Source organism: Gordonia sp. G4, from assembly GCF_057770005.1.
Map to the genome: position 1 here is coordinate 2,111,413 of NZ_CM173442.1, position 24,188 is coordinate 2,135,600.

The 24,188-nt window shown below is 68.0% G+C and carries 23 protein-coding genes; 18 read left to right on the plus strand and 5 right to left on the minus strand.

The genetic code is table 11. The annotated features are described in order from the left end of the window. Positions 1-9: 9 nt before the first annotated feature. Entirely contained in the window at positions 10-1,950 is a 1,941-nt protein-coding gene (gene acs, locus AC3B5T_RS09355; protein WP_010844254.1) for an acetate--CoA ligase, read from the minus strand. A 404-nt stretch (positions 1,951-2,354) separates the two neighbouring features. Here acs and AC3B5T_RS09360 point away from each other — a divergent pair, with 404 nt between their 5' ends. From AC3B5T_RS09360 to AC3B5T_RS09400, 9 genes are all read left to right on the plus strand, one after another. Continuing rightward, on the plus strand, positions 2,355-3,110 hold the full coding sequence (locus AC3B5T_RS09360; protein ID WP_010844253.1) for a hypothetical protein: 756 nt from the start codon (positions 2,355-2,357) through the stop codon (positions 3,108-3,110). Positions 3,111-4,060: 950 nt separating this feature from the next. Beyond that, complete coding sequence (gene ssd / locus AC3B5T_RS09365; RefSeq protein WP_488358544.1) at positions 4,061-5,122, plus strand: septum site-determining protein Ssd; 1,062 nt, start codon at positions 4,061-4,063, stop codon at positions 5,120-5,122. Further along, complete coding sequence (locus tag AC3B5T_RS09370; protein ID WP_488358545.1) at positions 5,119-6,327, plus strand: TadA family conjugal transfer-associated ATPase; 1,209 nt, start codon at positions 5,119-5,121, stop codon at positions 6,325-6,327. Before ssd ends, AC3B5T_RS09370 begins: the two co-directional genes overlap by 4 nt. After that, entirely contained in the window at positions 6,324-7,178 is an 855-nt protein-coding gene (locus AC3B5T_RS09375) for a type II secretion system F family protein (protein ID WP_488358546.1), read from the plus strand. The genes AC3B5T_RS09370 and AC3B5T_RS09375 overlap by 4 nt, the downstream gene beginning before the upstream one ends. Before the next feature lie 11 nt (positions 7,179-7,189). Further along, complete coding sequence (locus tag AC3B5T_RS09380) at positions 7,190-7,792, plus strand: type II secretion system F family protein (protein ID WP_488358759.1); 603 nt, start codon at positions 7,190-7,192, stop codon at positions 7,790-7,792. 34 nt (positions 7,793-7,826) lie between these two features. Beyond that, entirely contained in the window at positions 7,827-8,201 is a 375-nt protein-coding gene (locus tag AC3B5T_RS09385) for a VOC family protein (RefSeq protein WP_035718092.1), read from the plus strand. Positions 8,202-8,349: 148 nt separating this feature from the next. Continuing rightward, positions 8,350-8,610, plus strand: coding sequence for a DUF4244 domain-containing protein (locus AC3B5T_RS09390; RefSeq protein ID WP_010844247.1), 261 nt, complete (start codon positions 8,350-8,352; stop codon positions 8,608-8,610). Continuing rightward, positions 8,610-9,002 (plus strand): TadE family type IV pilus minor pilin, encoded by a 393-nt coding sequence (locus AC3B5T_RS09395; protein WP_035718081.1) that lies wholly within the window; start codon positions 8,610-8,612, stop codon positions 9,000-9,002. The genes AC3B5T_RS09390 and AC3B5T_RS09395 overlap by 1 nt, the downstream gene beginning before the upstream one ends. Then, complete coding sequence (locus AC3B5T_RS09400; protein WP_488358547.1) at positions 8,999-9,370, plus strand: Rv3654c family TadE-like protein; 372 nt, start codon at positions 8,999-9,001, stop codon at positions 9,368-9,370. Before AC3B5T_RS09395 ends, AC3B5T_RS09400 begins: the two co-directional genes overlap by 4 nt. A 34-nt stretch (positions 9,371-9,404) precedes the next feature. Here the strand turns inward: AC3B5T_RS09400 and AC3B5T_RS09405 are convergent, their stop codons facing one another. Together AC3B5T_RS09405 and AC3B5T_RS09410 are read right to left on the minus strand one after the other, a co-directional pair. Next, on the minus strand, positions 9,405-9,956 hold the full coding sequence (locus AC3B5T_RS09405) for a hypothetical protein (protein WP_035718080.1): 552 nt from the start codon (positions 9,954-9,956) through the stop codon (positions 9,405-9,407). After that, entirely contained in the window at positions 9,949-12,276 is a 2,328-nt protein-coding gene (locus AC3B5T_RS09410; RefSeq protein ID WP_488358548.1) for a DEAD/DEAH box helicase, read from the minus strand. The genes AC3B5T_RS09405 and AC3B5T_RS09410 overlap by 8 nt, the downstream gene beginning before the upstream one ends. A 335-nt stretch (positions 12,277-12,611) precedes the next feature. Here AC3B5T_RS09410 and AC3B5T_RS09415 point away from each other — a divergent pair, with 335 nt between their 5' ends. The 4 genes from AC3B5T_RS09415 to topA all read left to right on the plus strand — a co-directional run bounded on the left by AC3B5T_RS09415 (position 12,612) and on the right by topA (position 18,284). Continuing rightward, complete coding sequence (locus tag AC3B5T_RS09415; RefSeq protein WP_004022110.1) at positions 12,612-12,815, plus strand: cold-shock protein; 204 nt, start codon at positions 12,612-12,614, stop codon at positions 12,813-12,815. A gap of 183 nt (positions 12,816-12,998) precedes the next feature. After that, positions 12,999-13,583, plus strand: coding sequence for a hypothetical protein (locus AC3B5T_RS09420; protein WP_010844243.1), 585 nt, complete (start codon positions 12,999-13,001; stop codon positions 13,581-13,583). Between the two features lie 199 nt (positions 13,584-13,782). After that, the gene (locus AC3B5T_RS09425; RefSeq protein WP_205334498.1) at positions 13,783-15,042 is read left to right on the plus strand and encodes an IS256 family transposase; all 1,260 of its coding nucleotides are present in this window, start codon (positions 13,783-13,785) and stop codon (positions 15,040-15,042) included. 176 nt (positions 15,043-15,218) lie between these two features. Beyond that, positions 15,219-18,284 carry a type I DNA topoisomerase gene (gene topA / locus AC3B5T_RS09430; protein WP_488358549.1) on the plus strand — a complete coding sequence of 1,022 codons (3,066 nt, stop codon included), beginning with the start codon at positions 15,219-15,221 and terminating at the stop codon, positions 18,282-18,284. A gap of 55 nt (positions 18,285-18,339) precedes the next feature. On the opposite strand, the gene AC3B5T_RS09435 is transcribed toward topA, so the two are convergent. Further along, positions 18,340-19,800, minus strand: coding sequence for an adenylate/guanylate cyclase domain-containing protein (locus AC3B5T_RS09435; RefSeq protein WP_010844241.1), 1,461 nt, complete (start codon positions 19,798-19,800; stop codon positions 18,340-18,342). A 172-nt stretch (positions 19,801-19,972) separates the two neighbouring features. On the opposite strand from AC3B5T_RS09435, the gene AC3B5T_RS09440 reads away from it, so the two are divergent. The 4 genes from AC3B5T_RS09440 to AC3B5T_RS09455 all read left to right on the plus strand — a co-directional run bounded on the left by AC3B5T_RS09440 (position 19,973) and on the right by AC3B5T_RS09455 (position 22,525). After that, positions 19,973-21,259 carry a DNA polymerase III subunit delta' gene (locus AC3B5T_RS09440; protein WP_488358550.1) on the plus strand — a complete coding sequence of 429 codons (1,287 nt, stop codon included), beginning with the start codon at positions 19,973-19,975 and terminating at the stop codon, positions 21,257-21,259. Between the two features lie 78 nt (positions 21,260-21,337). Next, positions 21,338-21,727 carry an ArsR/SmtB family transcription factor gene (locus tag AC3B5T_RS09445; protein WP_488358551.1) on the plus strand — a complete coding sequence of 130 codons (390 nt, stop codon included), beginning with the start codon at positions 21,338-21,340 and terminating at the stop codon, positions 21,725-21,727. Beyond that, positions 21,724-22,245, plus strand: a complete 522-nt coding sequence (locus tag AC3B5T_RS09450) for an SRPBCC family protein (protein WP_010844238.1) — start codon at positions 21,724-21,726, stop codon at positions 22,243-22,245. Before AC3B5T_RS09445 ends, AC3B5T_RS09450 begins: the two co-directional genes overlap by 4 nt. A gap of 103 nt (positions 22,246-22,348) precedes the next feature. Continuing rightward, a complete protein-coding gene (locus tag AC3B5T_RS09455; RefSeq protein WP_488358552.1) occupies positions 22,349-22,525 on the plus strand; it encodes a hypothetical protein in 177 nt (58 codons plus the stop codon). Between the two features lie 93 nt (positions 22,526-22,618). Here the strand turns inward: AC3B5T_RS09455 and AC3B5T_RS09460 are convergent, their stop codons facing one another. Beyond that, positions 22,619-23,461, minus strand: a complete 843-nt coding sequence (locus AC3B5T_RS09460) for an alpha/beta fold hydrolase (protein ID WP_488358553.1) — start codon at positions 23,459-23,461, stop codon at positions 22,619-22,621. 150 nt (positions 23,462-23,611) lie between these two features. On the opposite strand from AC3B5T_RS09460, the gene AC3B5T_RS09465 reads away from it, so the two are divergent. After that, positions 23,612-24,175, plus strand: a complete 564-nt coding sequence (locus tag AC3B5T_RS09465; RefSeq protein WP_010844235.1) for a TetR/AcrR family transcriptional regulator — start codon at positions 23,612-23,614, stop codon at positions 24,173-24,175. The last annotated feature ends 13 nt before the right edge of the window (positions 24,176-24,188 follow it).

Consider the following 24,188-nt stretch of genomic DNA (forward strand, 5'->3'; position numbering starts at 1 on the left):
CGGGCGCGATCAGGCCTTCTTCGCGCGGATGGCTTCGAAGACCGACGGGTCGACGAGGGTGGAGGTGTCGCCGAGTTCGCGACCCTCGGCGACGTCCTTGAGCAGGCGGCGCATGATCTTGCCCGACCTCGTCTTGGGCAGTTCGGGCACGACGTTGATCTCGCGGGGCTTGGCGATCGGCGAGATCTCCACCGACACCTGCTGACGCAGTTCGGCGATCAGCTGGTCTCCGGTGTTCTCCACGCCTTCACGCAGGATGACGAAGGCGACGATGCCCTGGCCGGTGGTCTCGTCGGCGGCGCCGATGACCGCGGCTTCGGCGACACCGGAGTGGCCGACGAGGGCCGACTCGACTTCGGCGGTGGAGATGCGGTGACCGGAGACGTTCATGACGTCGTCGACGCGTCCGAGGACCCAGAGCGCGTGGTCCTCGTCGTAGCGGGCGCCGTCGCCGGCGAAGTACCAGCCCTGCTCGGCGAAGCGCGACCAGTAGGTTTCGCGGAAGCGCTCCTCGTCGCCCCAGATGCCGCGCAGCATCGACGGCCACGGCTGGTCGAGCACGAGGTAGCCCTGCTCGCCGGCGCCGACGGGGTTGCCCTGGTCGTCGACGATGTTGGCGCTGATGCCGGGCAGCGGTTTCATCGCCGAGCCCGGTTTGGTCGCGGTCACCCCGGGCAGCGGCGAGATCATGATGGCGCCGGTCTCGGTCTGCCACCAGGTGTCGACGATCGGCGCGGAGTTGCCGCCGATGACCTCGCGGTACCACTTCCAGGCTTCGGGGTTGATCGGTTCGCCGACGCTGCCGAGCAGCCGGATGGTGGAGAGGTCGTGGGCGTCGGGGATCTCGCGTCCCCACTTCATGAAGGTGCGGATCAGCGTCGGGGCGATGTAGTAGATGCTGACGCCGTACTTCTCGATGATCTCGAAGTGGCGGTGTTCGTTGGGGGAGTTGGGGGTTCCCTCGTAGACGACTTCGGTGGCGCCGTTGGAGAGCGGGCCGTAGACGAGGTAGGAGTGGCCGGTCACCCAGCCGATGTCGGCGCCGCACCAGAAGACGTCCCGGCCTTCTTTGTGGTCGAACACGTAGTGGAACGAGTAGCTGACCTGGGTCAGGTAGCCGCCCGAGGAGTGGACGATGCCCTTGGGCTTACCGGTGGTGCCCGAGGTGTAGAGCAGGAACAGCGGGTGCTCGGCGTCGAACGCCTCGGCCTCGTGGGTGTCGGACTGCTCGTCGACGGTGTCCTCCCACCACACGTCGCGGCCTTCGACCCAGTTGAGGTCGGGGTCGTGGTTGGTCCGACGGACCACGAGAACCTTCTCGACCGACTTCGCGGCGTCGTCGCCGGTGCCGAGTGCCTCGTCGACCTGGGTCTTCAGCGGTGCCGGCTGGCCGCGGCGGTACTGCCCGTCGGTGGTGATCACGAGCTTGGCCTCGGCGTCGTCGACGCGCGAGCGCAACGCTCCCGAGGAGAAGCCGGCGAACACCACGGAGTGGGTGAGTCCGAGGCGGGCGCAGGCGAGCATCGAGATCAGGGCCTCGGGGACCATCGGCATGTAGATGGCGACGCGGTCGCCCGCGACGAGTCCGATGGACGAGAAGTAGTTGGCCGCCTTGCTGACCTCGGCGAGCAGCTGGCTGTAGGTGAGGTCCCGGGTGTCGCCGGGTTCCCCGACCCAGTGGATGGCGACTCGGTCGCCCTTACCTGCGGCGACGTGGCGGTCCACGCAGTTGACGGCGACGTTGAGGGTGCCGCCGACGAACCATTTGGCGAACGGGGCGTCGGACCAGTCGAGGGTCGTGGTGAAGTCGGTGGCCCAGTCCAGCCTCCGGGCCTGTTCGGCCCAGAACTCGAGGCGATCGGCATCAGCATGGTCGTACATCTCGGCGGTGCCGTTGGCCTGGGCGGCGAACTCGTCGGAAGGTGGGAATGCCTGGACGGTGGAGGACATCGGTGAGAAGGGCCTTTCGCTGTCGACGGCGGTCACTCAACAGTAAGGTGACCCGACGTCAGTACGGGGAAACAGTGTGAGCGTAGTCACGTCGACGTCGACCCAGGAACCGTCCCGTATGCGAACGCAACCGATTCGCGACGAACGGCCGGTGGGTGACGACGAACGGTAGGACGCCTGTCGGCGGCGACCGGAGCCGGCGACGCTTCGTTTCAGCCGGGCGACTGACTCGGCGGTACGAACAATAGGCCGCACGGAATTTCGAAACGGCGACTAACAATGAGGGTTCATTAATTCCGGATTCGAGGGAACGGGGAAGCGCCGCCGGACTCTGTCGCCGCCGTACCGCGCGAGACCGAGGGTGTCCCGGAAGGGACGGCCGTCGACGCAACTATCGTCGGTTCGTGACCACCGACCCATTGTTGCCCCTGCTGGAGCTACCCGGCGTCTCCTCGGCTGCCGATCGCGCACGTGACGCCCTCTCCGCGGTCCACCGGCACCCCGCCAACCTGCGAGGATGGGACAAGACCGCCACCGAGGCCTCGTGGCGGGCCGGTCGCTCCTCGGCCGCCATCGACGGCGGAAGCGTCGAGCTCCGGCGTGACGGCGACTTCGACGACCCGATCCTCGCGGGCGCGATGCGGGTGTCGCAGGCACTCGACGGCGACTCCCTGGTCACGATGACCTCGGTGATCCGGCGGGCGCCGGCCCAGGCTCTGGCGCGGCTGCACACTCTCGCCGCCGCCGACCTCGTCGACGACCCCGATGAGCTCGGGCGGCCACGGAGTGGGACGGATGTCGGCGAACGTCTCAATTTGTTGGGGCAGTTGACAACCGGGGCGACGTCGGTTCCGGCGCCCGTGCTCGTCGCGGTGGTCCACGGCGAGCTGCTGGCCATGAATGCCTTTCCGACCGCCAACGGCGTCGTCGCCCGCGCCGCGTCTCGGCTCGTCGCCGCCGCCACCGGGTTGGACCCGCACTGTCTCGGCGTGCCGGAGGTGACCTGGTTCAAGCGGGTCGGCGAGTATCGCACGTTGGCGACGAGCTTCGGGACAGGTACCGAAGCCGGCCTGCGGGACTGGATCGTGTTCTGCTGCGAGGCTCTGGAAGCCGGTGCGGCGGAGGCGAAGTCGATCGCCGACGCGGCACGGGCGGGATAGCGGTCGGGTTGCGCTTCTGTCCCGGACAGCGCTGCGGGCGGCCGCCGGCGTCGTAAACGACGCGGTTGCCGCCCGCGTAGCACGGACTCAAGTTACCAAGCGTGCTTGGTGGGTTGTGGTTACCGCCTCGGCGATTGACCGCGAGTCGGGATTGCGGACCGTCCACGTGCTGCCAGCTGTGTGCCGTTCCTCCCGGGCCTGGCGCCTCAGGGGAGGAAGGCGATGGCGCAACGAGTGTGGCGGTCGGTCGTCCTGACTGCGATGTCGCAGGCGCACAACACTTTTGCCATATGCGGCGTGCTCCGCGTGGGTGCTTGCCGCCCGTGCTGGGAAGTGCTCGGCGTGGGGGTTCGTTCCTTCTCTTCCGGATCGAACTTGGCCTTCCGAGTTTCCGTAACCACTGTTCTACACCGTGATGCCGGTCACATCAAGCGTTCGGTGTCGGAATGTCGGACAACTTGCGTGCTTCAGCGAAAAATGTTGTTGCCCAGCGGGTTCGGAGAAGGAATGGGTGCATGGGGGTCTGATCGCGCACGATCCCGGCCCGCGGGGTGGTCAAAGGGAACGTTGCAAAGACGTTGCGTACTTTCCGCGCCGGAATCGCGTTTCTCGGATAACGCCCAACTCGGATTGCCCATTCGCGCATCTTGTTACCCTGGAGTAGAACGGACATTCGCGAAAGCGATTGTTGTGCTTGCAAAGAATCCGAATCCGTGTGTATAGTCATCCTTACCCGGTTCTCATACCGGTGCGTTTCAGCCCGACCCCCCGGGGCTGAAACGTGACGACCCCGGCCTCCTCCCCCCCTGGCCGGGGTTGTCCTCTGTCTGGGGTCTTTTCTACCCGTGGAACGCGCTGAGCGCGGCACGTTGTCCACAGGCTTCGGCCCCATCCCCAGACCGCCGGAATCCCACCGGTCGACGGGCTCCTCCGGCCGCATGATCGTCCGCATGCCCGACGAACTCCTGGTTCTCGTAGATCCCGACCTCCACGACGATGTCGCGCGGTGCGCCGCGGCGGCCGGCTACCTCGTACAGACGGCACCCGCCGATTACTGCCGGCGGGAATGGCTGACGGCCCGCGCCGTGGTCGTCGACCCGCCCGCCATCGCTGTCCTGAGCCGCGTCCGCCCGCCCCGCCGGCCCGGTCTGGTGCTGGTGAGCGCAACCGAACCGAGTGCGCACACGTGGCGGATGGCGATGGACCTGGGCGCCGAGGACGCGTCGACGCTGCCGGCCGAGGAGGGACGCCTCGTCCGGGTACTGACCGAGTGCCGGGTACCGCGCCGCCGCCCGGCCGGCGTCATCGCGGTCATCGGAGCCCATGGCGGTGCGGGGGCCTCGACACTGGCCGCCGCGGTCGCGCTGGCATCAGCCGACGCCGGCTCGCCCACGTTGCTGCTCGACCTCGACGACATGGGCGCGGGTGCCGACCTCCTGCTCGGCCTCGAACGTCGTCGAGGGCTGCGATGGCAGGATCTCTCGCTCGACGGTGGGGTCGTCGGCGGTACGGCCCTGCACCAGGCGCTGCCGAGTGCGGGCGACGGTCTCGCGGTGCTGACCTCTCAGCGCCTGCCGGCTGCCGGGTTGAGTGTCGAGGCGGTCACCGCGGTCATCGATGCCGGGCACACACACGGTGATCTCGTCGTGCTCGACCTGCCCAGATGCGACAGCCCGGTGGTGCGCGCGGCGATCGCGTCCACCGACGTCGTGGTCGTGGTGACCACTCCCACCGTCGGCGGATGCGCCGCGGCCCGGCGCATCGTCGATCGTGTCGTCGGCGACGAGGTGGCCGTCGAGCTCGCGGTGCGGGGTCCCTCGCCCGGCGGTCTGCGCCCACAGCAGGTCGCCGACGCGATCGGACTGCCGCTGCTCGCCGCGTATCGACCGGAGCCCCGCCTGGCCGTGCGGCTGGAGGGCGGCCCGCTGCGGCTGCGACCTCGCGGTCCGCTCGGTCGTGCGGCACGAACGGTGTACGCGAGGGTCGCCGAGCGCGGACGGCTCGCGTCATGACGCGCTCCCGAACGGACGGCCAGGCCGACGAGGCGTTGCTGGACCGGGTCCGCTCGCGCCTGGCCGCCGACGCGGCCGACCCGAGTCCGGCGGTCATCGCCGACGCGATCCGCGCGGAGGCCGGGGGAGTGCTCGGTGACACCGACCTGCTCGCCGCGCTTCGATTCCTGCAGACCGAGCTGACCGGGGCGGGCAAGCTCGAGCAACTCCTCGCCGAACCCGACATCGCCGACATCCTGGTGTCCGGACCCGACGAGGTGTGGGTCGACCGCGGTTCCGGACTCGAGTCGACGACCATCCGATTTCCGGACGAGGCATCGGTACGACGCCTCGCGGGTCGGCTGGCACTCGGCGCCGGGCGCCGTCTCGACGACGCACAGCCCTGGGTGGACGGGCAGTTGTCGAACGTGGGGCGCCGCGGGTACACCGTGCGGCTGCACGCGATCATCCCGCCACTTGCCGCGGATGGGACCTGTATCTCGTTGCGGGTCCTGCGGTCGGCGTCCAAGGACCTGCCGAGCCTCGTCGACAGCGGCGCGATCCCGACCGAGGTCGTGCCGGTCATCGCCGACATCCTCCGGAAGCGCCTGGCCTTCCTGGTGATCGGCGGCACCGGAACGGGGAAGACGACGCTGCTCAACGCGCTGATCGGTGCCATGGATCCGCGCGAGCGGGTCGTCTGCGTCGAGGATGCGCTCGAACTCGCCCCGCGGCATCCGCAGGTGGTGCGACTCGTCGCGCGGGCGTCGAATGTCGAGGGTGTGGGCGAGGTCCCGGTACGGACCCTGGTCCGGCAGGCACTTCGGATGAGACCCGACCGGATCATCGTCGGGGAGGTGCGCGGTGGTGAGGTCATCGACCTCCTGACGGCGCTGAACACCGGGCACGACGGAAGCGCCGGGACGGTTCACGCGAACTCGACGTCGGAGGTGCCGGCCCGTATGGAAGCGCTTGCCGCACTGGGAGGTATGGCTCGCGACGCGCTCCACAGTCAGCTGGGTGCCGCGTTGCAGGTGGTACTCGGGGTGGCACGGAACGCAGGCGGCACGAGAGGTCTCGTCGAGATCGGGGTCGTTCGCCGGAACGACGCAGGGCGCGTGACGATCGTGCCGATCTGGTTGCGTGACAGGGGTTTCACCGCTGATCGTCGACACTTCGACGCGCTGGTCGCCGCCGGTGGGCCGGTGTCGGGGGCTGGTCGATGATGTCGACGCCGGCCGCGGTCGCACTGGTGCTGGGCACCGCGGGTGTCGCGGTGCTGATGTCCGCACCGCCTCGGGCGACCCCCCGGCTCCTCGCGGTGTGCGGACACACCGCACCTGCGTGGTCGTCGACACCGGCCGTGCTGCTCCCGATGACGGCGCCGTTCGGTGCCCTCCTGGTGGGCGGGTTACCGGCCGCCGTCGCGGCGGGGATCGTCGTGACGATCGTGCTGTGGGTCCGCCGACGGCGACTGGCCGAGAAGCGACGTGATCGCCGGATGGACGAACTGCTTCTCGCGTTGTCGTTGATGATCGCCGAACTGTCGGTCGGCGCACCGCCGGTGCGGGCCTGTGAGGTCGCGGTCGCCGAACTCCGTCGTCGTGATCCGGGTGATGCGGGCTCCGGGACCGGGATCGCGGACGGGCTGGAGGCGATGGCTTGTCGTGCCGCACTGGGCGGTTCGGTGATCGACCCGGCGTCCGGGGCCGGCGTCCGCGTGGGCGGGGAAACGGACGGGGAGTCGTGGCGTCGCATCGGAGTGGCCTGGCAGATCGCCGACGATCGCGGTCTGCCGATGGTCGACCTCCTCGGTGCGGTGCGTTCGGATCTGCAGGCCCGGCGGGGTTTCGCCGATCGAACCCGGGCCGGACTGTCGGGGCCACGGGCGACCGCAGCGGTCCTGGCCGGTCTGCCGCTCCTGGGGATAGCGCTGGGACAGGCAACGGGTGCGGGACCGATCCAGGTCCTCCTCGGCGGAGGGCTGGGTGGCATTCTGCTGATGGCCGGGTGCGGCCTGGTGGCTGCGGGCATCGGCTGGTCGGAGCGCATCACCGGAAAGGTGCTGGCGCATTGACCCCCGGTGGGATGACGGGTGCGGCGTGTTCGGCGGTCCTGCTCGCCGCGGCGCTGTGGATCTGGCCCGCGCCCCGGTGGCTGTTGTATCGCGTGACCGAGCCGCCGACACCCCCTGCTCGCACGCCGCGGTGGCTGGGTGCCGGGCCCGCCCCCGACGACCCGTTCGCGATCGCGTCGTCGTTCGACCTGTTCGCGGTGTGCCTGCGCGCCGGGTTGCCGGTGGGGACCGCGGCGTCGGTGGTCGCCGAACGCGCGCCGGCCTCGATGGCCGGCCCACTCGCGCACGTCGCGGACCTGCTGCAACTCGGGGCCGATCCGGACGCGGCATGGTCGGTCCTCACCGACGGGGGCGAGTCGTCCGACGACCATCTCGATGCGCTCGCCGCGATGGCCCGCCGTTCGGCGCGGGCCGGCTCGTCACTTGCGGGCGGACTCGCCGAACTCGCCGAGGACGTGCGGCGCCGGGCGCACGACGACGCCCTCGCGGCCGCGGAGCGGGCAGGTGTCGCCATCAGCGGCCCGCTCGGACTGTGCTTCCTCCCGGCGTTCATCTGCCTCGGCATCGTCCCGGTCGTCGTCGGGCTCGCCTCGACGGTTCTGGGTTCGGTCTGACGCACTGTCGGTACACCGACGCACAATGGCCTCCATGAGCGACTCGGGATCTCGACACCACGCGATCGACTACATCGAACTCACCGTCACCGACGCCGCCGAGGCGAAGGCCTTCTACGCCGCGGCGTTCGGCTGGGAGTTCAACGACTACGGGCCCGCGTACGCCGGGATCGTGAATCCGGGCGGCCCGGATCTGCCCGAGGTCGGTGGCCTCGCGACGAGCGACACCGCCGCCGTTCGCGGTGGCCCGCTCGTGTTGCTCTACTCCGACGACCTGGACGCCACCGCGGAGCAGGTGCGTGCCGCGGGCGGTGAGATCGTCAACGGGCCCTACGCGTTTCCCGGCGGCCGCCGGTTCCATTTCACGGACCCGAGCGGCAACGAACTCGGGGTGTGGTCGACCTCGTAGCCGACCTCCGGCCGGGTCTGCGCGCAGGCCCGGCATGGTCTCGAAATCCGAGGGATCCGAACCGGGACGCGGTGCGTCCAAGTAGCTGTAACACCGCACGTACTTGCCACACCGTTTCCCGCGGTTCCATCGACTCCCAGGAGAGACCATGTCACGCATCATGTTCCGGACTCACGACGACACCCCTGCCGCTGCGGGGCACGATCGCGGCGCCACGATCGGACGTCTCGGCGCACACATGACCAGACTCATGACCGACGAGGAAGGAATGTCGACCGCGGAGTACGCGATCGGGACGATCGCCGCGGCCGCCTTCGGTGCGATCCTCTATACCGTCGTCACCGGAGACAACATCGTGAGTGCGTTGACCGGCATCATCGGAAAGGCTCTCAACACCTCGGTCGGCTGATGAGTCGTCGGAATCGGTTGAGACGCTTCGTCGCCGACGAATCGGGGATGGTGACCGTCGAGGCCGCGTACGCCGTCGCGGCGATCGTCGTCATGGTACTGATCGCCGTCGGCGCCATCGCCGCGGTGACCACGCAGATCCGATGCACCGACGCGGCGCGCGAGGTGGCGCGATTGTCCGCCGCGGGAGATGCCGCGGCGCGAGAGGCTGCGCAACAGCTCGCCGGAGACGATGCCCGGGTGTCGATCTCGGCCTCGGACGAGCATGTCGTCGTCGAGGTCCGGTCAGATGTGGCGATGCTGCCGGGGTTGACGATCTCGGCGCGGGCAGTGGCGGCGAAGGAGCCGACAGGTGCCGACGAGGTGGTGTTCGCACCCGGGGTCGGACCGTGAGGGCCGGTCGGGGACTCATCGCCGACGACGATGGTCACGCGACGGTGCTGGGTGCGTTCGTGATCGCGGCGTTGGCCGGTGTCCTCGTGATGGTGATCTACGTCGGGGGTGCTGTGCTGGCGCGTCATCGGGCCCAGTCGGCTGCCGATCTGTCGGCGCTGGCCGCGGCAATCGATCATGTCGCCGGTGAGGTGGATCCGTGTGCGTCCGCGCGAGACCTGGCCGGGCGGCAATCCTCCGGCGCCGAACTCGTCGGGTGCCGCATCGTCGGGGAGGACGTGGTGGTGACCGTACGGGTGCCGGTCGAACTCGGGACCTTCGGTACGAACGACGCGACGGCACAGGCCCGGGCGGGACCCGTCGGCTGAGTCGATGTCGGGTCGGAGACTGCTTACGCCGGACCTAGCCGCGCCCGTCCGCGTCCACCGAGATCCGTTTGGGATACACCCGGATGGATTGCATGGGAGCAAACCACAATTGGTGGAAGTGCACGTCGGTGTCACCGCGGTAGGCGAGTTCGAAGGCATCGGTGCCGGTGTTCATCGGGATCCACGTCCGGGCGGCCCGAACGAACGACGACCAGTGGATGAGCTCTCCTTCGGTGAGGAAACCTCCTGCCGCTGCCCACGTCTCGCCGGACTGCGCATCGGACGACGCCAGGTAGACCTCGCCGAGTGACGCGGTGACCCGCGGGCCGACCATCGCCGTCTGGAGGTACCACTGCGCTGTCGTCACGACGTCGGTGAATCCTCCGGAACGGGCGGCGCACCACGCGTAGTGGAGGTCCAGGGCGTCGAGTGCCTCCTCCTCGGAGAAGAACACATCGCGTTCGCCGATGGAGGACGGCAACTGGTCGGTGTTCTGCGTCGGTCGGGCGAGCAGGAAGAAGGCCCGGGAGGGTCGAGTGACCTGACGATAGGTATGTGTCCCCCGGTCGGATGCCTCGTCATGCATGGGCCAAGTATCCCCGACGGAGAAGATCCAGGACGGCTACTGCGCCATTCTTGTCCAGCGGATCGTTACCGTTGCCGCATTTGGGACTCTGGACGCACGATGGGCAGCCGCTCTCGCAACCACAGCTGGCGACGGCGTCGCGGGTGGCGTCGATCCAGGTCAGGAAAGCCGAGTGCCCTCGCTCGGCGAAACCGGCGCCACCCATGTAGCCGTCGTAGACGAAGACCGTCGGCAGCCCGGTGTCGGGGTGGAGGTCGGTGGAGAGACCACCGATGTCCCATCTGTCGCAGGTCGCCACCAGTGGAAGGAGGCCGATCGCCGCGTGCTCGGCGGCATGGAGCGAGCCCGGCAACCGGGTCTCGTCGATTCCGGCGTCGGCCAGCGACTCCGGTGTGAGGGTGTACATCACGGCGCGGGTGTTCAGTGTCTGTTCGGGCATGTCGAGTTCGACGGCGTCGAGTACTTCGCCGGTCCGCAACGTGCGCAGATACCCGACGACCTGGTGCGTGACGTCGACCTCGACGAACGCAACCGTCAGCGGACCGAATCGTCGGCTCGCGAGCGTGGCGGTGATGGTGATGTCGGTCGTCTCCCGCGCCGACGTCGTCCAGTCCGGATCCTCCGGGTGGGCCAGCGCGAGACCGTCGTCGAGGTCGAGTTCGTCGACGAGATAGGTTTCGCCCTGGTGGATGTGGACGGCGCCGGGGTGCACGGTCGACATGGCACGACCGGTGTCGACCGTACCGAGCAGTTGCGATGTCGTGGTGTCGACGATGAGGACCTGTCCGCCGATCCCGCCGCGGATGTCGACGTCGGCGTGGGGCTCGGTCCCGGCGGTGACATACCACCCGGACTTGCGTTTGCGGAGCAGACCTTCGCTCGCCAGGTCGTGCGCCACGTCACGGGCGTTCCAGGCGTCGATCTCCTTGTCCGACAGCGGTTTCTCCATGGCGGCGCACAGCAGATGCGGACCCAGGATGTACGGGTTGGCGGGGTCGGTGACCGTGGCCTCGACGGGTTTGCCGAGCAGCGACTCGGGATGGTGGACGAGGTAGGTGTCGAGCGGATCGTCGCGCGCGACGAGTACGACGAGCGAGTCGCCGGACTCGCGCTGGCGTCCCGCCCGCCCCGCCTGCTGCCAGAACGAGGCGACCGTCCCGGGATAACCGCTGACGATCACGGCGTCGAGCCCGCTGATGTCGACGCCGAGTTCGAGCGCATTGGTGGTGGCCACGCCCAGCAGCTCCCCGTCGGAGATGGCCTTCTCGAGACGCCGTCGATCGTCGGCGAGATAGCCCGCCCGGTAGGCGCCGATCCGGGACTCGAGCTCGGGGGCGCTCTGCGACAACAGGTGCCGCGCGCTGAGCGCCGTCAGCTCCACACCCCGCCGGCTACGGGCGAAGCACAGCGTGCGAGCCCCTTCGACCACGAAATCGGCCAGCAGACGGGCGGATTCGGCGCCGGCCGAACGGCGGACCGGTGCGCCGTTCTCGCCGGTGACCACGGGCAGGAAGTCGGGCTCCCAGAGGGCGACGGTCCGCTCGCCGCGGGGAGACCCGTCTTCGGTCACCGCGACGGCCGGCTCGCCGATCAGCCTGCCCAGCGCCTCCGCCGGCTCGGCGACCGTCGCGCTCGCCCCGATGACGATGGGATCGGCGCCGGCCGCCCGCGCGATGCGCAGCAATCGCCGCATCACCAACGCGGTATGGGACCCGAACACCCCACGATAGTGGTGGCATTCGTCGACGACGATGAATCGGAGATGCCGGAAGAACTGACGCCAGCGGTGGTGATGGGACAGAATCCCGATGTGCAACATGTCGGGGTTGGTGAAGATCCAGCGTGAATGGGCGCGCGCCCACTGACGGATCTCGGGGTCGGTGTCGCCGTCGTATGCGCACGGCTGCAGATGCCCGAACTCCGGCCGTCCGGCGATGATCGACGACACCGCCCGGATCTGGTCGGCGCCGAGTGCTTTTGTCGGTGCGAGGTATAGCGCCGTCGCATTCTTTTCGTTCAGCAAAGCGGTGAGAATGGGCATTTGATACGACAACGATTTGCCTGAGGCGGTACCCGTGCAAATAGCGACATGATTTCCGTGGAATGCGGCGTCGGCCGCGCGCGCCTGGTGAGTCCACACCTTCTCGATGCCGTTGTCGGCATAGGCGTCGATCAGGGCTTGCGGCACCCACTCCGGCCAGTCGTCGAAAGATGCTGAGCGCGACGGGATTACCGACAGGTGAGTGAGAGGGGAGGGGTCGGCGTCGGAACCCGCGAGGGTCCGGGCCAGCAGCCCTGTCCCGAATGTGGAGTACTGCATCTTCTGGTGACAACTCTTCGAAATAGTGTCGCTGCGTGGTCCCTGACCTGCGGCGATGTTACCGGCTGATGTCGTTGATCTGAAGTTTGACGAGGTTTTCACTCACTTTGGTTCGTGTGACTATCGCTGGGGGGCCGAACATGATTGACTGGTTCCGGCCGCAGCTTTCGCGACCCACCGCACGGTGGGCGACAAGCATGTTGCAGCCGTGGTACTGAGGTTAGTTTGGCGGATCGATGCAGATCTTCGCGGGGCTCTTTGAGGTATGGCGGTCGACCGGCCACGACACGATGACCCATCGTGTCGCGACAGTTGATATGTAAAGGATTGCAAGAATGGCACAGGGAACTGTGAAGTGGTTCAACGCGGAAAAGGGCTTCGGCTTCATCGCGCCTGATGAGGGTTCCGACGACGTGTTCGTCCACTATTCCGAGATCCAGGGATCCGGTTTCCGCACCCTCGAGGAGAACCAGCGGGTGGAGTTCGAGGTCGGTCAGGGCACCAAGGGTCCGCAGGCCACTGGCGTCCGCGCCGTCTGAGAACACCCGCGTGTGACTGCACCACGCAGTCGGGGCAAACCACCGCTCCCGTTTCGATTCGTCGAGGCGGGAGCGGTTTGTTGTCTGTGCCCGGCGTGCGCGGGCGGCACGTGCTCCGCGGCGTCGTGAACCCGCCGACCCCAAACCCCGGCTCCGGCCCCGGGGACGACCTAGTCTCGACTCGTGGGCCAGTTGTCGTTTTTCTCCGCGGAGACCGAACAGCCCGCGTACACCGACCTCGCGGGGCTGCTCGCGGCGCACGGACAGACCGTCCGCTCCGAAACCGGTACGCGGGTCTCGATCGTGGTCGCCGATCGCTGGCGAGCCGAGCAGATCGTCGTCGAGATGCGTGCCGCCGGCCTCGACGCCGAGTCGACGACGTCGGATGAGGGCACGCCCCTGGCACGTACCGCCTCCTGTCATGAGCTGGACCCGTTGCACAGGGCATGGTCGTCCGGCGCGGTGAAGGCGATGCCGTCCGGCTGGGTCCCGAGCTATCGGGCGCTGCGTCTGTGGGTGATCGCCGCAGGTCACAGCGATGCCGGCCGCTATCAGCTCGGATTGGATCCTCACGCCCCGGAGTCGCACGCCGCCCTCGCGACCGCGTTGATGCGAGTCGGGATCGCGCCGACCCTCGTCGGTACGCGCGGGCAATCGCCGGCACTGCGGATCGCCGGCCATCGACGCTTGTCGCGCCTGCACGAGTACGTCGGGGTGCCGCCCTGCGCCGAGGCCGTCGCGGACTGGCCGCCGGTGGACGAGCATTAGCCATCCCACACTCGGGCTTCTGAGCTGGTAGAACGTGTCAATGTGGCGGCGGATCCGTCGCCCGGGCAGTAGTGCCCCATAGGGTGGTGTAACTCGGTGGCCGAGATCGCCTGCAGCTACGTGTTGTACACGGATGTAGAGCGGCCACCGTGTGATCCTTCGAGTCAACCGTCTAAAGAATCCTCGAGGAGTCATCACGATGACCGCACCCCATATTGTCGACCCTGCAGGCCTACTTGGCCAAGCCCTATCCGACGCATCACCGGATCTGATGCGCGAGCTGCTGCAGACCATGATCAACGCCCTGCTGTCCGCCGACGCCGACAGCGTGTGCGGCGCCGAGTGGAACGCCCGCACCGCCGAGCGCACCAACCGGCGCAACGGCTACCGGCACCGGCCCCTGGACACCCGCGTCGGCACCGTCGACGTCGCGGTGCCGAAGCTGCGCTCGGGCAGCTACTTCCCCGAATGGCTGCTCGAGCGCCGCAAGCGGGCCGAGTCCGCGCTGATCACCGTCGTGGCGGACTGCTACCTGGCCGGGGTATCCACCCGCCGGATGGACAAGCTGGTCAAGACCCTGGGCATCGACTCACTGTCAAAGTCGCAGGTTTCACGCATGGCCGCCGACCTGGACGAGCAGGTGGCCGCGTTCCGGCACCGCCGCCTGGACGATGCCGGCCCGTTCACGTTCGTCACCGCCGATGCGTTGACGATCAAGGTCCGCGAGAACAACCAGGTCGTCAAGGCGTCCGTCCTGCTGGCCACCGGGGTCAATGGCGACGGGCACCGCGAGGTCCTCGGGATGCAGGTCGCCACCAGTGAGACCAAGGCCTCGTGGAACACTTTCTTCGCCGACCTGGTGGCCCGCGGACTGGGCGGGGTGCGGCTGGTGACCTCCGATGCCCACGCCGGGCTCGTGGACGCGATCGCGGCGAACCTGCCCGGTGCAGCGTGGCAGCGGTGCCGCACCCACTACGCGGCGAACCTCATGGGCGTGTGCCCCAAGTCCATGTGGCCGGCCGTGAAAGCGATGCTGCACAGCGTGTATGACCAACCCACGGCCACCGCGGTGAACGAGCAGTTCGATCGGCTGTTGGAGTACACCGAAGGCAGGCTGCCCGACGTTGCTGACCACCTTGGCGATGCCCGCGAAGACCTGCTGGCCTTCACCGTGTTCCCCGACGACGTATGGCGCCAGATCTGGTCCAACAACCCCACCGAACGGCTCAACAGGGAGATCCGCCGCCGCACCGACGTCGTGGGCATCTTCCCCAACCGGGACGCCATCGTCCGCCTCATCGGGGCGGTCCTGGCCGAGCAGACCGACGAATGGGCCGAAGGACGCCGCTACCTCGGACTCGAAGTCCTGAGCCGCTGCCGCCTCACACTGACCACCGACACCGGCACCAGCTCGACCACGGAGGTGAGCACCGATGAACTGATGCAACTACCCGCCTGATCACCAACGAAGGATCAAAAACCAGTTACACCACTACCAGGGGCTTGACCGCCCGGGCCGATCCGTCGCGGAATTCAAATGTGCAAACGGCGCTATACATAAGGTACAAACCCAACGAACACACCTGAACTGACACGCAGGAACGTTCTCCACCCAGTCAACCAAAGGACGCCCCGGTGGCAGAGACCAGCACCGCATCCCGCTCGAGTGGGGGCACCCGACGCCTCGTGATCGTCGAGTCCCCGACCAAGGCCCGCAAGATCGCCGGCTACCTCGGGTCGAACTATGTGGTGGAGTCCTCCCGCGGGCACATCCGCGATCTTCCGCGTGGCGCGGCCGACGTCCCGGCCAAGTACAAGGGCCAGCCCTGGGCACGCCTCGGCGTGAACGTCGACGACAACTTCGAACCGCTGTACGTGGTGTCCCCGGACAAGAAGTCGACCGTCAGCGAACTGAAGGCGCTGATGAAGGACGTCGACGAGCTCTACCTCGCCACCGACGGTGACCGCGAGGGGGAGGCGATCGCCTGGCATCTCCTCGAGACGCTCAAGCCGAAGATCCCGGTGAAGCGGATGGTCTTCCACGAGATCACCGAACCGGCGATCCGGGCAGCCGCCGAGAATCCCCGGGACCTCGACATCGACCTCGTCGACGCCCAGGAGACCCGCCGTATCCTCGACCGCCTCTACGGCTACGAGGTCTCGCCGGTGCTGTGGAAGAAGGTCATGCCGAAGCTGTCGGCCGGCCGCGTGCAGTCGGTGGCCACGCGCATCATCGTCGAGCGCGAACGCGAGCGCATGGCGTTCGTGTCGGCCGAATACTGGGACATCTCCGCGACGATGGACGCGGAGAGCGCCGACGACTCGAACCCGCAGACCTTCAAGGCGCGACTGGTCAACGTCGACGACGCACGTGTGGCCACCGGACGCGACTTCGAGGCCACGGGTGCCCTGAAGAAGTCGGACGGCGTGATCGTGCTCGACGCCGATCGTGCCGAGAGCCTCGCCGCCGGCCTGCGGGGCGCGGCGATGACCGTCACGTCGGTCGAGGAGAAGCCGTACACGCGCCGTCCGTACGCGCCCTTCATGACATCGACGCTGCAGCAGGAGGCGGGTCGCAAGCTGCGATTCACCTCCGATCGCACGATGCGCATCGCCCAGCGGCTGTACGAGAACGGTTTCATCACCTACATGCGTACGGACTCGACGAGCCTGAGCGAGTCGGCGATCAACGCCGCACGCAACCAGGCCCGCGAGCTCTACGGCGACAGTTTCGTCCACCCGACGCCGCGGCAGTACACGCGCAAGGTCAAGAACGCGCAGGAGGCGCACGAGGCGATCCGTCCCGCCGGCGAGACCTTCCGCACCCCGGGGCAGGTCGCCGGACAGCTCGAGGCCGACGAGTTCCGCCTCTACGAGCTGATCTGGCAGCGCACCGTCGCCTCGCAGATGGCCGACGCCAAGGGCACCACGCTGAGCCTGCGGATCGCCGGCACGGCTTCCTCCGGGGAGCGCGCGACGTTCGCCGCGTCGGGACGCACGATCACCTTCCCCGGCTTCCTGTCGGCCTACGTCGAGACCGTCGACGAGCAGACCGGCGGTCAGGCCGACGACGCCGAGAACCGCCTCCCGCAGCTGACGGAGGGGCAGGCGCTCACCGCGACCGACCTCACCGCCGACGGCCACTCCACCAACCCGCCCGCGCGTTTCACCGAGGCGTCGCTGGTCAAGGTCCTCGAGGAACTCGGCATCGGCCGGCCGTCGACGTACGCCTCGATCATCGGCACCATCCAGGACCGCGGCTACGTGGTGAAGAAGGGCAACGCCCTGGTGCCGTCGTGGATCGCCTTCGCGGTGGTCGGGTTGCTCGAGGCGTACTTCGAGAACCTCGTCGACTACGACTTCACCGCAACCCTCGAAGACGATCTCGACCAGATCGCCACCGGCAACGAGAACCGGACGCGGTGGCTGTCGGGGTTCTACTTCGGTGAGGATCGCAGCGCCGCCGACGGCGAGAGCCGTTCCGCCCAGTCGGCGATCGCGCAGCACGGCGGTCTGAAGAAGCTCGTGGGTGTCAATCTCGAGGAGATCGACGCCCGGCAGGTGAACTCGATCCGTCTGTTCGACGACGAGGAAGGACGCCCGATCTACGTGCGGGTCGGCCGATTCGGTCCGTACCTGGAACGCAACGTCGCCACGTCGCCCGACGCGGAGCCCGACCTGCAGCGTGCCAACCTGCCCGCCGACATCACCCCGGACGAGTTGACCCTCGCAGTGGCCGAAAAGCTCTTTGCCACACCGCAAGAGGGCCGTTCGCTGGGGACGGACCCGGCGACCGGTCACGAGATCGTCGCCAAGGAGGGCCGATTCGGCCCGTATGTGACCGAGGTCCTGCCGTCGGACGACGATGACGACGACGGAGACACCCCGGCGACCATTCCCGCGGGCCCGACACCGCGTGACGGTGGGGCCGGCGGTGGCGCCGGAGGTTCCGACCCCGCCGACGCCGATGTCGTCCCACTCGACGCGCCCGGTGGCGGCACGGCCACGAAGACGAAGCCCGCGGCGAAGAAAACCGCGAAGAAGACTGCGAAGAAGGCCGGTCCCAAGCCACGCACGGGCTCGCTGTTCAAGACGATGGACATCTCGACGGTCACCCTCGACGATGCCCTGAAGCTGCTGTCGTTGCCGCGCGTCGTCGGCGTCGACCCGGAGTCCGGCGACGAGATCACCGCGCAGAACGGCCGGTACGGTCCGTACCTCAAGAAGGGATCGGACTCGCGATCGCTCGGTTCCGAGGAGCAGCTCTTCGAGATCACCCTCGACGAGGCGCTCAAGATCTACTCCGAGCCCAAGCGTCGCGGTCGGCAGGCGGCCGCACCGCCGCTGCGTGAGCTCGGCAAGGACGACGAGGTCAGCGGCAAGCCGATGGTCATCAAGGACGGCCGGTTCGGACCCTATGTGACCGACGGCGAGACCAACGCCAGCCTGCGCAAGGGTGACGAGGTCGCCTCGATCACGCCGGAACGCGCGATGGAGCTGCTCGCCGATCGCCGGGCGCGCGGGCCGGCCAAGAAGGCCACCAAGAAGGCGGCGAAGAAGGCTCCGGCCAAGAAGACGGCGGCGAAGAAGACGACCGCGAAGAAGGCCGCAGCCAAGAAGACGACCGCCAAGAAGACCGCGACGAAGAAGGCGACCGCCAAGAAGACCGCGGCCAAGAAGGCGACCCCGGACGCCGAGTAGGGGTACCGCGCAGTAGCAGAGGTGATCCGCAGCCCGCAGCCCCGGGGCGATTCGCTCAGCCCTGCCGGTCCGGCTCGAGGTGCGGGCGTGCGAGAAGTGTCTCGATCCCGCGCCCGCGGAGTTCGACGCCCTCGCCGATCTCCCAGTGCTCGGCTTCTTCGTGGGATGCCAGGAACACGGCGCGCGCCGACCCGAGAACGCGTGTGGGTTCGTCTTTCGCGAGTTCGGTCAGGCGGGCCGCCTCGTTGACCGGGTCGCCGATGACCGTGTACTCGAGTCGCTGTTCGGCGCCGATGTGTCCGGCGATTGCCTTGCCGGCCGACACGCCGATGCCGATGTCGGTGTCACCGAGGGACTCGTAGAGCTCGGCGCGCAGCTCGCGCGCGGACGCGAGGGCGCGGCCGGCGAAGTCGTCGAGGTCGAGCGGAGCCCCGAAGATCGCGAGCGCGGCGTCGCCCTGGAACTTGTTGACGAACCCGCCATGACGTCCGACGACACCGACGACGACTCGGAAGAACTCGTTGAGCAGCTCGACGATCTCGCGTGGCGGCCGGTTGACCGCCAGTCGCGTCGAGCCGACGATGTCGACGAACAGGACGCCGACGTACCGTTCCTCGCCACCGAGTTCGGTGCCGGTCTCGATCGCACGGCGCGCGACGTCTTCGCCGACGTAGCGGCCGAACAGGTTGCGCAGCTCCTGGCGTTCGCGCAGGTCGGCGACCATGTCGTTGAATCCGGCCTGCAGCAGGCCGAGATCGCTGCCGTCGTAGATCTTCACCGCGACGTTGAGGTCGCCCTCGCTGACCTTGGACTGCGCGCGGCGCAGCTGCTTGATCGGGTCGTTGATGGCGGCCACGACACGCACGATCGCGATGACGCTGAACGCGAGTGCGGAGATGGCCATCCACAGGATGGGGCGTTCCAGGCCGGTGGAGTCGGCCTCGATGATCCCGAGTCGATGCAGCACGATCATCCCGATGATCACCAGCATCGGAGCCACGACGCTGATCACCCAGAACGCGGTGATGCGGGTGGTGACGCTGGGCGCGATCGCGTTGTCGGGGTTGTTGGCCATGGCCGCGACGGTGATGGGCCGCATGACCTTCTCCGCCTGCATGTAGCTCAGGGCACACGTGACCATCGCGCCGATCGCGCTGGCGATCGCGACGATGAAGGCGTTCTTCGACGACACGGTCAGGTTGACCAGTGTGAACAGCGTGCCTCCGACCACCCACAGCGCGGCGTTGACCGCGGTGAGCAGCATCGGCAGGGCCAGGGCGCGGCGTCGTGCGGCCTCGTTGTCGAGTCGGGTGCGGCGACGATGCCAGATGAGCACCGGCAGCGACAGCTGGATGCTGGCGAAGCCCCCGATGACCATGGCGATCAGCAGGTAGGCCGCGAAGATGACCTGGTTCAGCGCGGTGATCTCGTCGAGGCTGATCGAGTCCTGGATCGGCATGCCGAAGCGCAGGAACGCGAAGGTGAACAGTGCGCCGACGAGGTTCGCCCGGAGCATGTCGAGTGCGAGAATCGGCCACGGCGTATGAATCAGCCATCGGGCCAGATGCAGGCCCTTTGACCACCGCGACCGTTGTTGAACCACGGAGACTACGGTAGCTGGCTGCTTGCAATCGTTAAACACGGTTCCGTGTCTCAGGCGTGTCCGAACTGCGGATTAGGGTGTTGCTGTGACAAATGTCTTCGATCGGCTGACCGGGCAAGAGGCCATCGCCGACGATCTGCGGGCGGCCGCGCGTGCCGCTCGTGTGCTCGCGGTGAGGCTCGACGCGGGGACCTCGAACGACCTGTTCCTGCCCGACGACGAGATCCCGGCCGTCGACGCGGGGTGGTCGCGGGCGTCGATGACCCATTCGTGGTTGTTCACCGGACCGCCCGGCAGCGGTCGCTCGGTCGCCGCGCAGTGCTTCGCCGCGGCACTCCAGTGCCAGTCGCCCGACGCCGCGAACGTCGGCTGCGGCGAATGCCGCGCGTGCGTCACCGTGATGGCCAAGACCCACGCCGACGTCCGCCATGTGGTGCCGGAAGGGCTCAGTCTCGCCGTGGGGGCCATGCGCGACATCGTCCAGGCCGCCGCTCGCCGACCGGGGACGGGCCGGTGGCAGATCGTGATCGTGGAAGATGCCGACCGGCTCACCGAGCAGGCCGCGAACGCCCTGCTGAAGGTCGTCGAGGAGCCGCCGTCGCGAACGGTGTTCCTGCTGTGCGCGCCGTCGGTCGACCCGGAGGACATCTCGGTGACGCTGCGGTCCCGCTGCCGGCACGTCGCACTCGTCACGCCGACGACCGCCGACATCGAGCGCGTCCTCGTCGAGCGTGACGGCCTCGACCCGGAGCAGGCGCACTGGGCCGCGTCGGTGTGCGGCGGCCACATCGGTCGTGCGCGTCGGCTGGCGACCGATCCCGAGGCGCGCACGCAACGCGAGAAGGCGCTCGGGCTGGCACGTGCCGCGGCCCGGGATTCGACGGCCTACGCCGCCGCCGAGGACCTGGTCCGGTCGGCCGACGAGGCCGCCAAGGCGATCAGTGCCGAGCTCGACGTGGTCGAGACCGAGGAGATGAAGACCGCGCTGGGTGCGGGCGGCACCGGCAAGGGCACCGCACGGATGCCGCGCGGTTCTGCCGGCGCGCTCAAGGAGCTGGAGAGGCGACAGAAGTCGCGGGCCACCCGGGTCGGGCGCGACGTCCTCGACCGCGCCCTGGTCGACCTCGCCGCGCTCTTCCGCGACGCGCTCGTCGTCGGTGTGGGCGCTCAGGTCACCGCGATGCATCCGGACAAGGCCGAGGACATCGCGAACCCGCTCGCCGGCTACGCCAAGCCGGAGCAGCTGCTCCAGTGTGTCGAGGCCGTACTCGCGTGCCGGGAGGCCCTCGACATGAACGTGAAGCCTAAGTTCGCCGTCGACGACATGGTCGCGCGGATCGGACTCGCGCTCGCGCGACGGCTCGACGTGTAGTCGAAGCCCGCTGAATCTCGGTCTCAGTCCCGGGAAGCAGACCCTTGGAAATTGGTAACCGATATGTTACCAATGGGTATGGACGGATTCGAGGCGATCGCAGACCCGGTGCGTCGCTCGCTCATCGCGCGCCTGGCTCGGGGGTCCGCGCGTGTCGTCGACCTGGCCGCCGACCATCCGATCAGCCGCCCAGCCATCTCGCGGCATCTGCGGGTGCTGGGCCAGGCAGGCGTCGTGTCCGCGGTTGACCAGGGGCGCGAGCGTCATTACGAACTCGTGCCCGGGGCCCTTGCCGAGGTGCGCGAGTTCCTCGACGCGGTGGACGCCGGCACCGCCACGCCCAGGTTCGGTGAGCACCATCTCGACGCCCTCGATCTCGAGGTGCGGCGCACGGTGCGTGAGCAGGCGAGCGCCGACGACGCCACGCCGACAGCAGGTTCGAGCAGCAGACAGAAGGAGACAGGGTGAGTACTGACATCGCGGCGACGGGCCGCCGGGAGATTCGTGCGGGGGTGCCCTATGTGATCCTCGAGCGCACGTTCGCCGCACCGATCGACGCCGTGTGGGCGGCCATCACCGACCCGTCGCGGATGGAACGATGGATCGGCACGTGGACTGGTGATCCGGCGACCGGGTCCGTCGACTTCCGCATGACCGCCGAAGGCGACGACGTCGAGTCCGAACGGTTCTCGATCCTGGAATGCGTACCGCCGCAGAGACTCGCGATGACGTCGACGACCACCGGTGACCAAGGCGACGAGGTGTGGCTGCTCGAGCTCGATCTGAGCGAGACCGACGGCACGACCACCCTCGTCTTCGCGCAAGGGCTGCCGCGACCCGAGTCCGCCGAGAACGTCGGTCCCGGTTGGGAGTACTACCTGGATCGTCTGGTGGCCGCGGAGTCCGGCCGCGATGTCGCGACGATTGACTGGGATGTGTACTACCCGGCGCTGTCCGAGCCCTACGCGGCCATGTTCCGGGACTGATCGGATCGCGCTCGGACGTGATCGCCAGAGCCGGCCCGGACGGCGACCTATCATGAAGCGACGGTCGCGAGCCGCGAGCGCGACGATGAGCGAGGAGTAGGCGATGTCGGACTTCATCCGCAAGATCAAGGAAGATGCCAAGGCCGTCTCGGCCGCCATCGACCAGGAACTGACGGTGCTCGAGGGTGTCCCGGGCTACGACCCGCTCGCCGACAACAAGGATGCGGACGCGTCTGACGAGGCCGCTGACCCGGAACAGGCCGAGGACGAGGTCAAGTAGGGCGCACGCGACAAACGGCCGCCGGATGGAAACCATCCGGCGGCCGTCCTGTTCCACGCGGGTGTGCTCGCGGCTGAACTCACCCCGGGGCGCTCACTTCTGAACGAACCCCAACAGCGCCTCGTTCACCTCGGCGGCGTGAGTCCAGAGCAGGCCATGGGGGGCGTCGGGGATCTCGACGTACTCGGCGTCCGGAACGGCCTGATGGAAGCGGCGTCCGCTGGCGTCGATCGGCAGGATGTTGTCGGCCGTGCCGTGCAGGATCAACGTCGGCTTGCCCGAGTCACGAACGGCAGCAACGTCTTCCCGGAAGTCCTCGATCCAGGTCGGGACGACTGCGTAGGCGGCGACCGGAGCGCTGCTGACCGCGGTGTTCCAGTTCGCGTCGACGACCTCCTGGGTGATGCGGCTGCCGAGGTTGTCGTCGAGGTTGTAGAAGTCCTTGTAGAACTGCGTGTACCAGGCGTAACGATTCTCCTTCGCGGCCGCGGCGATGCCGTCGAAGACGGAACGGTCGACGCCCTCGGGATTGTCGTCGGTCTTGACCAGGAACGGCTCGAGCGACGCCAGGAACGCGAACTTCGCGATGCGGTCCGTGCCGTGGTTCTTGGCGTAGCGGGCCAATTCGCCGGTGCCCATCGAGAATCCGACGAGGATGACGTCGCGGAGGTCGAGCGTCTCCAGCACGGTGTCGAGGTCCGCGGCGAAGGTGTCGTAGTGGTAGCCGGTGCCGACCTTGCTGGACTTTCCGAAGCCGCGGCGGTCATAGGTGATCACGCGGTAGCCGGCGTCGATCAGCTCGCGGGCCTGTAGCTCCCAGCTGTTGCCGTCGAGCGGGTAGCCGTGGATCAGCACGACGGCCTGACCGGTTCCGTGGTCTTCGTAGTACAGCTCGATGTCGGTGGAGTTCTCGGTGCCGACGGTGATGTAACCCATTGCGATCACTTCTCTCTGATGAGGCGATCCGATCGGGATCGGTATCGGATACGGCGTGTGGAGAACGGTCGTTCTCGCCGGTGATTGCTACACTAGAGAACGATCGTTCCCCGCGCAACCTCAAGCCGGGAATCGGCAGAAGAGGAGTGTGTGGTGACCGATGCCGTGGACCCGCGTGAACGAGTGGTCCGTGCCGCTGACCAGCTGTTCAACGCCCACGGTGTCCACGCCGTCGGGATGGACAAGGTCCGGGACGCCGCGGGGGTGTCGCTGAAGAAGATCTACGCGATGTTCCCGTCGAAGGAAGCACTGATCCTCGCGGTTCTCGACGACCGGACCCGGCAGTGGAACGCGGGGATCGCCGCGTGCGCCGACGGACTGTCCTCGCCGCGGGACAAGCTGCTCGCCGTGTTCGACTTCCTGCTCGAATGGTTCGGCACCGACGAGTTCCGCGGATGTGCCTTCATCAACGCCTATGGCGAACTCGGCGCCGAGATGCCGTCCGTGGCTTCGGCGGTCCGTGCCCAGAAAGCCGACTTCCAGCAGTACGTCGCCGGCCTGGTCGCCGAGTTGGGCGCCCCCGGCGGACTCGGCGCACAGCTCTCCATCCTCGCCGAAGGTGCTCAGACCACGGCGGCGATCGCCGGCTCGGTCCGTCCCGCCGATGATGCGCGTGCCGCCGCCGAAGTCCTGATCGATCAGGCGCTCCGCTGACATGGATCCACGG

What these genes read in the sequence shown, in the direction of transcription:
- acs (WP_010844254.1), bottom strand. Translation starts at nt 1,950, where the DNA reads ATGTCCTCCACCGTCCAGGCATTCCCACCTTCCGACGAGTTCGCCGCC.
- ssd (WP_488358544.1), top strand. Translation starts at nt 4,061, where the DNA reads ATGCCCGACGAACTCCTGGTTCTCGTAGATCCCGACCTCCACGACGAT.
- AC3B5T_RS09370 (WP_488358545.1), top strand. Translation starts at nt 5,119, where the DNA reads ATGACGCGCTCCCGAACGGACGGCCAGGCCGACGAGGCGTTGCTGGAC.
- AC3B5T_RS09375 (WP_488358546.1), top strand. Translation starts at nt 6,324, where the DNA reads ATGATGTCGACGCCGGCCGCGGTCGCACTGGTGCTGGGCACCGCGGGT.
- AC3B5T_RS09380 (WP_488358759.1), top strand. Translation starts at nt 7,190, where the DNA reads ATGACGGGTGCGGCGTGTTCGGCGGTCCTGCTCGCCGCGGCGCTGTGG.
- AC3B5T_RS09385 (WP_035718092.1), top strand. Translation starts at nt 7,827, where the DNA reads ATGAGCGACTCGGGATCTCGACACCACGCGATCGACTACATCGAACTC.
- AC3B5T_RS09390 (WP_010844247.1), top strand. Translation starts at nt 8,350, where the DNA reads ATGTCACGCATCATGTTCCGGACTCACGACGACACCCCTGCCGCTGCG.
- AC3B5T_RS09395 (WP_035718081.1), top strand. Translation starts at nt 8,610, where the DNA reads ATGAGTCGTCGGAATCGGTTGAGACGCTTCGTCGCCGACGAATCGGGG.
- AC3B5T_RS09405 (WP_035718080.1), bottom strand. Translation starts at nt 9,956, where the DNA reads ATGCATGACGAGGCATCCGACCGGGGGACACATACCTATCGTCAGGTC.
- AC3B5T_RS09410 (WP_488358548.1), bottom strand. Translation starts at nt 12,276, where the DNA reads ATGCAGTACTCCACATTCGGGACAGGGCTGCTGGCCCGGACCCTCGCG.
- AC3B5T_RS09415 (WP_004022110.1), top strand. Translation starts at nt 12,612, where the DNA reads ATGGCACAGGGAACTGTGAAGTGGTTCAACGCGGAAAAGGGCTTCGGC.
- AC3B5T_RS09425 (WP_205334498.1), top strand. Translation starts at nt 13,783, where the DNA reads ATGACCGCACCCCATATTGTCGACCCTGCAGGCCTACTTGGCCAAGCC.
- AC3B5T_RS09435 (WP_010844241.1), bottom strand. Translation starts at nt 19,800, where the DNA reads ATGCTCCGGGCGAACCTCGTCGGCGCACTGTTCACCTTCGCGTTCCTG.
- AC3B5T_RS09445 (WP_488358551.1), top strand. Translation starts at nt 21,338, where the DNA reads ATGGACGGATTCGAGGCGATCGCAGACCCGGTGCGTCGCTCGCTCATC.
- AC3B5T_RS09455 (WP_488358552.1), top strand. Translation starts at nt 22,349, where the DNA reads ATGTCGGACTTCATCCGCAAGATCAAGGAAGATGCCAAGGCCGTCTCG.
- AC3B5T_RS09460 (WP_488358553.1), bottom strand. Translation starts at nt 23,461, where the DNA reads ATGGGTTACATCACCGTCGGCACCGAGAACTCCACCGACATCGAGCTG.